The organism is Riemerella anatipestifer ATCC 11845 = DSM 15868, from assembly GCF_000252855.1.
In the GTDB taxonomy this organism is placed as follows: domain Bacteria; phylum Bacteroidota; class Bacteroidia; order Flavobacteriales; family Weeksellaceae; genus Riemerella; species Riemerella anatipestifera.
The window spans coordinates 927,571-940,060 of the sequence record NC_017045.1; the positions used below are offsets into that span (position 1 = coordinate 927,571).

A 12,490-nucleotide genomic window follows, 5' to 3' on the forward strand; every position below is an offset into this window, starting at 1 on the left:
CTTATAAACCTATTTTTAGCTTTACTATCCTAATAAACACCAACAAAAAAGCGTAAACTCCGAAAAGTTTACGCTCTATATATCAACTAATTGACTCTTAGTTTTATTTTCTTAATAAAGTCCAAATTGCATAGCAAATAAATCTGGATATACTCCCATTGCTACTAGTAACAATACAAGTACTACCGCCATAATATTATAAGTAATACTTACCTTTTCACTGGTTTTAAATGAACTTTCTTGATAGAAGAACATCGCTATAATCAATCTTAAATAATAAGCGATACTCAAGGCAGAACCCAAGATGGCTACAATTACCAGTACAGTAGCATTGCCCGAAATAGCTTGACTAAAAACATTAAACTTACCTATAAACCCTGCCGTAAGCGGAATACCAGCCATTGACAACAGAGATACAGAAGCTACAACAGCTAATAAAGGTTCTGTTTTTGCCAAACCATTAAATGCCTCGAAAGAAGTTTCTCTCTTTATTTTTTCTACCCATATCAAACACATAAATACCCCAACTGTTGCTAAAGAATAAGCAAATAGGTAGAATGCTAAATTATATGCGGAAAGACTACTAAAACCGAAAAATATGAGTGCTATATATCCTGCATGAGAAACACTAGAGTAAGCCAACATCCTCTTAGCATTGGTTTGTGCTAATCCCATAATGTTAGACAGAATAAGCGTTAAGATAATAAGCACAGCTACAATGTTAATCCATGTAGAAAAACCTCCGATAAATGCTAAAGTCATCACTTTGAAAAACGCATAAAATCCTGCTATCTTAACCACCGATGCCATAAAGCCTGTAATAAGAGACGGTGCTCCTTGATATACATCTGGACTCCACATATGGAATGGTGCTAAAGAGACTTTAAATGCCATAGCCACCAACATCATTACAATTCCTAATAAAAACATTTTGCTTGTAGCTCCGTGTGCTCCTCCAAAAAGGTGGATAGTAGCTAAATCAAAACTTCCTGTACTTCCATAAATTAACGCGATACCGAAAAGCAAAAAGCCCGTAGCAAAAGCACCCATCAAAAAGTATTTCATAGACGCTTCTACAGAACGAAGATTGGTTTTAGCACTCCCCGCCATAACATAAAGCGGTATAGACAGTATCTCTATTCCTAAAAATAGAGTAACCATATTTTGGAATCCAAACAAAATAATACCTCCACAAAGAGAAAATAGCATTAAAGCATAAAGCTCCGACTGGTGACTTCTATGATTACTAAATGCAAAACCTGCAATAAAAAATAATAAAAGAGTTACCACCAAAGATATTTTGGTAAATAATGCTGTATTAGCACTATAGCTAAACATCGCATTGTATTTTTCAAAAAAAGTACAATCAGGAAGGAAACTAACATATAACGCAATTCCCAAACCAAGAATTCCTACATACCTAGCATATTTACCCTGATTAAAAACACCCGTAAACAAAGCAATAACTGCTGTGATAAATATAGTAATTAAAACACTCATCTTTTTAAAATATCATTTTGTTAACTTATCACAGATAAGTAAATAAACTTTAACGAACTTTGCACCATTTCTATAATGATGTTAGGATATACTCCCAATACTATTACAAAAACAGATAACCCTGCCAATACCGAAAATTCTACCGCTGAAAGGTCTTTAACTTGTGATAAAACAGTTTCATCTCCTTCCCCAAACATTGCTTTACCATAAAGTCTTAACATATATACTGCTGCTAAGATTACTGTTAATCCAGAAACTATTACTGCTAATGTATTGTAGCTAAATACGGCTTTTAGTAACATAAATTCTCCAATAAATCCATTTGTCAACGGAACCGCCATAGACCCTAATAAAATAACCATAAACAGAACCGCAAACTTAGGTGCTACTCTAGCCAATCCACCCATCTGACGAAGGTCTCTTGTACCAAATCTTTTGATGAGAATATCAGCACAGTAGAATAATCCTACTACATTGATACCGTGTGCAAAAGTTTGTACCATAGCACCCTCAGCACCTTCATAAGTAAACGTACCATTAAGTGTAACAATAGCAGAAGCAAAAATTCCTGCAACCATTAACCCCACATGCGATAGAGATGAATAAGCGATAATTCTCTTAACATCATTATTCACAATGGCTATCAACGCTCCATAGATGATCCCCACTATTGCCATTACCATTATTATTTTACCAGAAAGACCTAATACAGCCTCTGGAGCTATTGGTAATAGATATCTTAATACTCCATAAACTGCCATTTTAAGCATAATCCCCGACAAAAGCATAGAGCCTTGCGTTGGTGCATAAGTATAAGTATCTGGCTGCCAAGTATGGAAAGGAAACAACGGCAACTTAACCGCAAATGCCATCATAATTAACCAGAAAACAAAGGTTTGCTGTTCAGTATTTAGAGCCGCATTATACAAATCTATCAAAGCAAAAGAATCTGAATGATTGTATAAATAAACTAAACCTACCAACATGAATAAAGAACCAAAGAAAGTATAAACAAAGAACTTAGTAGTTGTTTTAATTCTTTGGTCTTCTTGCCCCCAAATTCCGCATATAAACCATATAGGAATAAGGGTAACTTCCCAAAATATATAGAATAACAGACCATCTAACGCAGTGAAAACGCCTAAAAGACCAAACTGCATCAATAAGATAAGCCCATAAAAAGTATTTCTATAAGATGTCTGCTGATTAAACGAAGACAGAATGATAAAAGGCACTAAAATATTGGTAAGCAATATCATTAGCATTCCCATACCATCTACACCGAAGCTTAAGCTACTTCTTATCAAATAACTCCAATCGTATTGTATTTGGTACTGCATTTCCCCACCTACAGAATCTGCGTAGTTGAAATTAAACAACATCACAAATGCCAGTAACAGCTGGACTAAAGCTATACCAAATGCCAAATACCTACTCTGAGAGCTCTTCCAAGCAAAAACCAATCCTGAACCTACAAGAGGTAATAGTAATAATGATAATAACATCTATTATAGAACTAAAAAGTTAATAATTAAAATAATACCTATCGCCAAAGACATAATTAAAATGTAGTTTTCTACATTTCCATTCTGAACTTTTTTGAATGCTCTACCTGAACCTACCGAACCTAAACCTACAAGCGTTACTAAACGGTCTAAAATTCCTTTATCAAACATAGAAGTCAATTTACCCAAGCCTTCCACTGGTTTTACCACAGCAGCATTGTAAATTTCGTCTATATATAATTTTTGAGCAGACAGTTTTTCCCAGCCTGTGTATTCAGCTTTAGGCTGTTTGTTTTTAGTAACATACAAATATCTTACGGCAAACCAAACTACAAAGAACATTAGTACTGTAAGCCCTAGTAAAATCATTTCTACATTAAATGGAACTTCAACCGTTTCCTTTGTGTAAACATAATATAACCCTTCTAACCAATGGTGTAAAGTTTGGTATTCTCCGTGAGCTATAAAATGAGGCAAATTCAAGAAACCACCCAACAAAGACAACACTGATAAAACCATCAATGGTAAAGTCATATTAAGTGGGCTCTCGTGAAGGTGATGTTTTTGCTCCTCTGTTCCTCTGAAAGAACCGTGGAAAGTAAGGTAATACAATCTAAACATATAAGTAGCCGTCATAGCTGCTATTACGAAAAGAATTACCCAGAATATTGGATTTTTAGCATACGCTGACACCAATATTTCATCTTTAGAAATCATACCTGAAAATAACGGCATTCCTGATATAGCCAATGTACCTATAAGAAAAGTAGCGTGAGTTATAGGAATATACTTTTTAAGTCCTCCCATAAATCTCATATCTTGCTCTCCACTCATTGCGTGGATTACAGAACCCGAACCTAAGAATAGTAATGCCTTGAAGAAAGCGTGTGTCATCAAATGAAACATAGCCGCTGTATAAGCTCCTACTCCCAAAGCTACAAACATAAACCCTAGCTGAGATACAGTAGAGTAAGCCAATACCTTTTTAATATCGTTTTGCTTTAACGCCATAAACGCTGCTAAAGCTGCTGTAAGCAATGCTATATACAAGATAACATCTAATGTTGTAGGTGCTAAAGAATATAAGAAGTTAGAACGAACTACCAAATAAATACCCGCTGTAACCATCGTAGCTGCGTGGATAAGAGCAGATACTGGAGTAGGTCCTGCCATGGCATCTGGTAACCATGTAAATAACGGCAATTGTGCTGATTTACCTACCGCTCCTACAAATAAACTCAATGTGATGAAGATAACCACTGGGCTATCAATGGCAAATTTAGATGAGTTTTGAGCTACACTTAGATAATCTACCGCATTCACTTCAGATGCTAACATAAAAATACCTATCAACAAACCTAAATCTCCTATACGGTTCATAATGAAAGCCTTTCTAGCCGCCTTACCATATTCTTGATTTTTATACCAAAAACCAATCAATAAATAAGAACAAAGACCAACACCTTCCCAACCGATAAACAGAATCAAATAGTTACTTCCCATTACTAGAAGTAACATAGAAAATATAAACAGGTTGAGGTAAGTAAAGAATTTATAGAAGCCTTCATCGTGGCTCATATAACCAATAGAATACAAATGGATTAAAGAACCAATCCCTGTAATGATCATCATCATCATTAAAGAAAGCTGGTCTACCTGAAACCCAAAATTAACCTGCATACCATTAACACGGAACCATTCAAAAGCCTTTACCACTAAAGCTGGGCTATCCGAATTGAACTGTGTAAAGATATAAACCGAAAGTAAAAATGAAACAAATACCACCGCAGTAGCCAAACCGCCTACTACAATTTTAGGTAATCTTTTCCCTAGTAACCCGTTGATTAAAAAGCCTAATAAAGGAAAAAGAACAATTGCATAAACTATATTTTCCATATTTCTTTTATCCTTTTAATTTATTTAAAATACTAATATCTACTGATTTTATATTTCGGTACATCATAGTAATAATAGCCAGTCCCACAGCTACTTCTGCCGCAGCTACCACCATAATGAAAAACACTAACATCTGCCCATGAGCATCTCCGTAATAGGTAGAAAATGCTACTAATAATAGATTTACAGAATTAAGCATAAGCTCTACACATCCCAAAATAACAATGGCATTTTTTCTTAACAAAACACCCAAAACACCCAAACAGAATAAAAATGTAGATAAAACTACATAATAATCCAAAGGAATGTTCTGTACAAAAGAATTCATTTCCATAATATTTTATAAATCTTTTTTACCAATTAGCACCGCTCCTACAATCCCCGAAAGAATTAAAATTGAAGCCAACTCAAACGGCAATACATACTCATTAAACAATAATCTTCCCAAATTTTTGGTAAGCCCTACACCTTCTGTAATCTCAGTTACAGGTAATTCATTTCCTACATAACCTCTTAAAGCTCCTACAAAACCTACTAAAAGAAGTCCTGCAGAGAAAATTCCTGCAAATTTCATTAGGTTATTCTTTTTGCCTTCGTCTTTCTCCTTTAGATTGAGCATCATAAGCACATATAAGAATAAAACCATAATAGCTCCTGCATATACTATAATCTGCACAATTCCCAAAAATTGAGCGTTAAGTAATATATACAATCCTGCTATAGAAAAAAATGTAATTACTAAAGACAATATACTATATAACGGATTTTTAGCTGCTACAAAATAGATAGCACTAATAACCGCTAAACCTGAAATAATATAAAAAACAATCTGCTCCATTACTTAATAAGATTTCTTTTGTCTTTCACTAATATCTATTCTATTGTTCATATCCTCCACTAGTTTGTCTTTTCCATAGACAAAAGAACCACGGTTAGACTCTACATCTACTAATCTATCTGTAAGATAAATCGCTGATTTAGGACAAGCCTCCTCACACAATCCGCAGAAAATACATCTCAACATATTAATTTCGTAGGTAGAAGCATATTTTTCTTCTCTATAAAGATGTTTTTCTTCCTTAGTTCTTTCAGCCGAAGTCATCGTAATGGCTTCCGCAGGGCAAGCAACCGCACAAAGTCCACAAGCGGTACATCTTTCTCTACCTTCATCATCTCTTTTAAGAACATGTCTCCCACGCCATACTTTAGCCCTTGGCTTTTCCTGTTCTGGATATTGTATCGTACTATCTTTCTTAAAAAAATGCTTTAGTGTAATGCTCATACCCTTAACTATAGCAGGGAGATAAGCCTTTTCCGCCAAAGTCATCTTTTTATTAGAAACTACTTTTGATCTATTTGTTAATTTCATTATCTATTAGATATTAGATGTTAGACATTATCTAATTGTCTTTATCTTGTATTTCAATTTTATAAACTTGGTATTAACTTCCAAACGCTAATATTACCGCTCCTGTTATCAATAAATTAACTAATGCTAATGGGATTAAAGTTTTCCAACCAAGATGCATCAGTTGGTCGTAACGGAAACGAGGAAGCGTCCATCTAATCCACATAAACAAGAAGATACCGAAGAATGTTTTGCTCAAAAATGCAACAATACTCAAAACTCCTGCTACATTTTCACCATAGGTAGTTGTTACCCATTCTATACCTGGATAATTATAACCACCAAAGAATAAAACCACCATTAAAGCATTGGATATAAACATGTTAACATACTCTCCAAACATATATAATCCTAGCTTCATCGCAGAATATTCTGTCATAAAACCAGCCACAAGTTCAGCCTCACATTCTGGTAAGTCGAACGGATGTCGGTTACACTCTGCCAATGCAGCTACCAAGAAAACTAAGAAGGCTACAGGTTGATAAAAAATATTCCAATTCATTCCAGAACCTATAGGAATTATACCCCATAGTTTGCCTGTACTTTGCACTTCTGTAATTACCTTTAAATCCAAAGAACCCGCCATCATAATGATAGATAACAATGCTAACCCCATGGCCAATTCATAAGATATCATCTGAGAAGATGCACGAATGGCACCTATAAGCGAATATTTGTTATTAGAAGCCCAACCTCCTATCATAATACCATAAACTCCCACAGATACCATACCTATAAGGTAAAGCACCCCAACATCTATGTTAGCTACTTGTAAACTAAACGATTCTCCACCGATGTTAAGGCTTTTTCCCCAAGGGATAACCGCTCCTGTAATAAGTGATATAAACATCACTAAACCAGGACCTAAAATAAATAAAAACTTCTCTGAATTTTTAGGAATAAAGTCTTCCTTAAAGAAAAATTTACCACCGTCAGCCAAAGGCTGTAATAATCCCAATGGACCAGTCCTATTAGGACCAATACGGTCTTGCATCAATGCAGCCACCTTTCTTTCTGCCCAAGTAGAATAAGCCGCTACTGTAAGAGACAGAATAAAAAGAGAGATTACCAATATCGTTTTAAAGGTCAATAAATCCATAACTTATTTTTCTTCTTCTTGATTTTTATTTTCTGTAGAGCTATCTATTTCTTTAGCTGTATTATCCTCCAAAAGCTCGTAAGCATTCGTTGAATCTTCGTAATGATTAGCAGAAATTACAGAATGTCTGCTAATATGTCTCGGTCCTTCAACATTCCAATACTTAACATCTTTCTTATGGAAACGACAATCATTACAAATAAATTCTTCTACTTCACCATACTCATCTTTTCTAGCCGTTACTCTGATAACATCATCACCCTTCATCCACAATACCGCTTTACCACTACATTTTTCGCACTTACAAGTCGCGTTCATAGGTTTTGTAAACCACACTCTACTCGCAAAACGAGACGTGTTATCCGTTAAAGCACCTACAGGACAAACATCAATCACATTTCCTATAAAATCATTCTCCAGTGCTTTATTGAGGTAAGTAGATATTTCGGCGTGATCTCCTCTAAATAATATCCCATGCTCTCTCTCTTTAGTAAGCTGATTAGCCGCTAAGACACATCTAGCACATAGGATACAACGATTCATATTGAGTTTAATATAAGGACCTATATCTTCTGGCTCAAAAGTTCGTCTTTCAAACTCCGTTCTTGTGTTTTCTACTCCATGCTCATAGCCTAAGTCTTGAAGATGACACTCTCCTGCTTGGTCACAAATTGGACAATCCAATGGGTGGTTGACAAGTAAGAATTCGGTAACGGCCTTTCTAGCCTCCTGAGTTTTCTCAGAAGTTAAATTTTTCACCTCCATACCGTCCATCACTGTTGTACGACAACTTGCCACAAGTTTAGGCATTGGTCTAGGGTCTGCTTCTGACCCTTTGGAAACCTCTACTAAACAAGTACGACATCTACCACCACTAGTTTCCAATTTACTATAATAGCACATTGCTGGTGGCACAGACTTCCCCCCGATTTGTCTAGCAGCCTCTAGGATACTAGTACCAGGAGCAACCTCTGTAGTCTGCCCATCTATAGTTACTTTAAACTTTTTAACTTCCTCACTCATAATCTTATACAATTAGTCTATTTGAATTACCAAATAAACCCTATTAGTTAATTATTTTTTAGTATTAAATGTATATCCTATCCCAAAATTAACTTGACCAAAGATAAAATCTTGCCAAGCTTTATCTGTATTATTTAAGGTAGTCTTTATATCAAACATATTTATGTATCCGTACTTCACTTCAAGCCTAGCCAAAAAATGCTTCCATAATACTAAATTCAAATTTGCTCTAACATCAGCTCCAAAACCTGCTACATGAAATCTATCACTTCTTTCATTACCAAACAATTTAGCATTAGTTTTAGGATATAAACCTCCTATTCCTCCTCCATAAGCCCAATAAATATCTACATTTTTAGTATTGACTAAAGAGTTATATTTTTCTAAACCAAGATTAACATAATTAAGTCCATCTGTATGCTCAAAAGTCAAAAACTGTCCATCACTCAAATCCACTTTACCATCTTTAACATAATAGGCATATGGGTTTTTGATTTCACCACTAAAATCAACTACTTGATTTTGCTCCATTACATACTTCATATGGTCAATAGCAAAAACCAATGCCAAATTATCTTTAACGAAGTAAGCTACTCTTGCATTAGTTTGAGGCAATGTAATTTTAGTAGGTCCAAAATAAACTCCTAAATCAAAATCTGTGGGTCTATCCGCTGCTTTTACATTGTGAAGCATAAACTTATATCTAGAACCACTGAAACCTATGTCAGAGTTTGAATACCAAGCCCTATTCCACCCCCAAAAAAGGAACATAGAACCTTTTTTAAAAGGTCTATTATCCCTAACTTGAGAGCTAACAGAACTCCAAGCAAATAAAAGCAAAAATATGTATATATACTTAGTTTTCATTCTAATTACTTTCCTCCACTTTTAAAGGAATAGGATCTGCATAGCTCCCTAAACCATAGTTTTGAGTTAATGCCAACTCTGGATTTTTAACATACCATTCAAACTCATCACGGAAATGACGAATAGCTGCAGCCACAGGCCACGCTGCCGCATCTCCTAACGGACAAATAGTATTACCCTCTATTTTTCTTTGAATATCCCACAACAAATCTATATCGGACATTTCTCCTTTACCTTCTACAATTTTTTTCAGGATACGATACATCCACCCCGTTCCTTCTCTACAAGGTGTACATTGCCCACAACTTTCGTGGTTGTAGAAACGAGCTAAAGTCATGGTGTGTTTTACCACAGATTGGTCTTCATCTAAAACAATAAAACCACCTGACCCCATCATCGTTCCCGTAGCAAAGCCCCCTTCCGAAAGGGATTCGTAATTCATATATCTTGGTTTACCATCTATAGTTCTCAGCAATAAATTAGCTGGTACAATAGGCACAGAACTACCTCCAGGAATACACGCCTTAAGACGCTTTCCGTTAGGTATTCCACCACAATATTCATCAGAATATATAAATTCTTCCACAGTAATGGTCATATCAATCTCATAAACTCCCGGCTTGTTAATATTACCACACGCTGAAATTAGCTTAGTTCCTGTAGAACGACCTACACCAATTTTAGCATACTCTGCTCCAGAAATATTGATAATAGGCACTACTGCTGCAATAGACTCCACATTGTTAACTACCGTAGGTCTTTCCCAAAGTCCTTTAACCGCTGGGAATGGAGGTTTTAGTCTAGGATTACCTCTTCTTCCTTCTAATGATTCTAGAAGAGCTGTTTCCTCTCCACAGATGTAAGCTCCACCTCCTCTTTGGACATAAATTTCCAAATCAAAACCAGAACCTAATATATTTTTACCTAAAAATCCTGCTTTTTTAGCTTCCTCAATAGCTTCCTCTAAAATATCAGGAATCCAAGAATATTCTCCTCTAATGTAAATGTAAGAAGCATTAGAGCCTAAACAGTAAGACGAAATTAACATTCCCTCGATTAAAAGATGAGGAATAAATTCCATCAAATATCTGTCCTTGAAAGTACCTGGCTCTGACTCATCGGCATTCACTACCAAGTGTCTAGGCACTCCCTCTGGCTTCGCTAAAAAGCTCCACTTAAGCCCCGTAGGGAAACCTGCTCCTCCACGACCTCTAAGTCCAGAGGTTTTTACTTCTTCTAAAATTTCTTCAGGATTCATCTTAAGCGCTTTTTCTGCCGCTTGATAGCCCCCCTGTTTGCGGTAAACATCAAAATAACGAATACCCTCTATATGTGCATCTTTAAGTAAAAGTTTTTTACTCATTTTTTCTTTTATTTAATCCAAAGCAATGGCTCCTTGTCTGCATAGCTCAAGGATTTCATCTACTTTCTCTTTAGTTAAATGTTCATGATAAAATTTTCCTAACTGCATCATCGGTGCATAGCCACAAGCCCCTAAACATTCCGCTGGTTTTAATGTAAACAAACCATCTTCCGTAGTCTCTCCATCCTTAATGTTAAGTGTTTTACGGATATGGTCTAAAATATCATCACTCCCATTGAGCATACAAGGTCCTGTTCTACACACTTCTAGCACATATTTACCTACCGGCTTCATATTAAACATCGTGTAGAAAGTAGCCACTTCGTACACCTCTATTGGCAATATGTTAAGCACCTCCGCCACATAGTCCATCACAGGAACACTAAGCCACCCTCCAAATTCCTTTTGTGCAATATGCAAAACAGGAATAAGTGCCGACTTTTGTTTCCCTTCAGGGTACCTAGCGATGATTTTATGAACCTTTTCTAAGGTTTCTGGCTTAAAAGCTATAACTGTCTCGTTCATTTTTTTATCTTGTAAAAGTACTTTGTACTCTAGTCTTTATATTAGTTTTAGCAAAATTTTAGGCGTCCAATTCTCCTGCAATTACATTCATACTACTCATAGTTACAATAGCATCAGAAATCATAGAGCCTTTTATCATCTCTGGGAACGCTTGGTAGTATATAAAACAAGGTCTTCTAAAGTGTAGTCTGTATGGCGTTCTTCCACCATCACTAATAAGATAGAAGCCTAACTCTCCGTTTCCACCCTCTACACAATGGTACACCTCTCCTTTAGGAATATCTTGCTCTCCCATCACAATTTTAAAGTGATAAATAAGAGCTTCCATTTTGGTGTAAACATCTGCCTTTGCTGGCAAATAAAATTCTGGAACATCTGCGTGATAGTCTCCTTCTGGAAGGTTTTCGTAAGCATTTTTAACCAACTTATAACTTTCCCATATCTCCTGCTGACGAACCATAAATCTGTCATAAGTATCTCCTGCCGTTCCTACCGGAATGATAAAATCAAAATCATCATAAGACGAATAAGGTTGTGCTACACGCACATCGTAATCTACCCCAGCTGCACGAAGATTCGGTCCTGTAAAGCTGTAATTAAGAGCTCTCTCTGCCGAAATAGGTCCTGCCCCGATAGTTCTATCCATAAAGATTCTGTTTCGTTCCATTAGGTTACAAAACTCTTGGAATCTTTTTGGGAAGTTTTTAATAAAATCTTTAATTAATTCATGAAATTTAGGGCTAAAATCTCTCTCAAAACCACCAATTCTACCAATATTGGTAGTCATTCTAGCACCACAGATTTGCTCGTACATTTCGTAAATACGCTCTCTGTCTTGGAACACATAGGTAAACCCTGTAATTGCTCCTGTATCTACTCCTATTACCCCGTTACATACCAAATGGTCTGCAATCCTAGCCAACTCCATAATGATGATACGCATATAATCTACTCTCTTCGGCACTTTACAACCGATGAGTTTTTCCACCGTCATATGCCATCCTAAGTTGTTGATTGGAGCAGAACAATAATTAAGACGGTCTGTAAGCGTAGTAATCTGAGCGTAAGGTCTTCTCTCTGATATTTTCTCAAAAGCACGATGAATATAACCTACCGTCTGCTCAGAGTGAAGTATCTTTTCCCCATCCATTGTTAGTACATTCTGGAATATACCGTGTGTCGCAGGGTGTGTAGGTCCTAAATTAAGGGTATATAATTCCCCATCAATTTGTTCGCTACTTTCGTATTGGCTAAGTATATTAGATAGTTCGTTATCTTTCATAATTCATTTTATTTTAGGTAAA

The 12,490-nt window shown here is 35.9% G+C and carries 12 protein-coding genes; all 12 read right to left on the minus strand.

From position 1 onward, the window contains the following. Nucleotides 1-111 precede the first annotated feature (111 nt). Nucleotides 112-1,500 (minus strand): NADH-quinone oxidoreductase subunit N, encoded by a 1,389-nt coding sequence (locus tag RA0C_RS04515; RefSeq protein WP_004918363.1) that lies wholly within the window; start codon nt 1,498-1,500, stop codon nt 112-114. Nucleotides 1,501-1,520: 20 nt separating this feature from the next. Continuing rightward, nucleotides 1,521-3,005, minus strand: a complete 1,485-nt coding sequence (locus RA0C_RS04520) for a complex I subunit 4 family protein (protein WP_004918361.1) — start codon at nt 3,003-3,005, stop codon at nt 1,521-1,523. Nucleotides 3,006-3,008: 3 nt separating this feature from the next. Then, entirely contained in the window at nt 3,009-4,901 is a 1,893-nt protein-coding gene (nuoL, locus tag RA0C_RS04525) for an NADH-quinone oxidoreductase subunit L (RefSeq protein ID WP_004918359.1), read from the minus strand. A 7-nt stretch (nt 4,902-4,908) separates the two neighbouring features. Beyond that, nucleotides 4,909-5,235, minus strand: a complete 327-nt coding sequence (gene nuoK, locus RA0C_RS04530; RefSeq protein ID WP_004918357.1) for an NADH-quinone oxidoreductase subunit NuoK — start codon at nt 5,233-5,235, stop codon at nt 4,909-4,911. A gap of 6 nt (nt 5,236-5,241) precedes the next feature. Next, a complete protein-coding gene (locus RA0C_RS04535; RefSeq protein WP_004918355.1) occupies nt 5,242-5,739 on the minus strand; it encodes an NADH-quinone oxidoreductase subunit J family protein in 498 nt (165 codons plus the stop codon). 3 nt (nt 5,740-5,742) lie between these two features. Next, the gene (locus RA0C_RS04540) at nt 5,743-6,270 is read right to left on the minus strand and encodes a NuoI/complex I 23 kDa subunit family protein (protein WP_013446881.1); all 528 of its coding nucleotides are present in this window, start codon (nt 6,268-6,270) and stop codon (nt 5,743-5,745) included. A 73-nt stretch (nt 6,271-6,343) separates the two neighbouring features. After that, nucleotides 6,344-7,408, minus strand: a complete 1,065-nt coding sequence (gene nuoH / locus RA0C_RS04545) for an NADH-quinone oxidoreductase subunit NuoH (protein WP_013446882.1) — start codon at nt 7,406-7,408, stop codon at nt 6,344-6,346. A gap of 3 nt (nt 7,409-7,411) precedes the next feature. Continuing rightward, nucleotides 7,412-8,431 carry a 2Fe-2S iron-sulfur cluster-binding protein gene (locus RA0C_RS04550; protein WP_013446883.1) on the minus strand — a complete coding sequence of 340 codons (1,020 nt, stop codon included), beginning with the start codon at nt 8,429-8,431 and terminating at the stop codon, nt 7,412-7,414. Nucleotides 8,432-8,482: 51 nt separating this feature from the next. Then, the gene (locus RA0C_RS04555; RefSeq protein WP_014411258.1) at nt 8,483-9,202 is read right to left on the minus strand and encodes a hypothetical protein; all 720 of its coding nucleotides are present in this window, start codon (nt 9,200-9,202) and stop codon (nt 8,483-8,485) included. 97 nt (nt 9,203-9,299) lie between these two features. Further along, entirely contained in the window at nt 9,300-10,661 is a 1,362-nt protein-coding gene (nuoF, locus tag RA0C_RS04560) for an NADH-quinone oxidoreductase subunit NuoF (RefSeq protein WP_004918345.1), read from the minus strand. A gap of 12 nt (nt 10,662-10,673) precedes the next feature. After that, nucleotides 10,674-11,186 (minus strand): NADH-quinone oxidoreductase subunit NuoE family protein, encoded by a 513-nt coding sequence (locus RA0C_RS04565; protein ID WP_004918343.1) that lies wholly within the window; start codon nt 11,184-11,186, stop codon nt 10,674-10,676. Nucleotides 11,187-11,244: 58 nt separating this feature from the next. Beyond that, entirely contained in the window at nt 11,245-12,468 is a 1,224-nt protein-coding gene (locus tag RA0C_RS04570) for an NADH-quinone oxidoreductase subunit D (RefSeq protein ID WP_004918341.1), read from the minus strand. Nucleotides 12,469-12,490 lie beyond the last annotated feature (22 nt).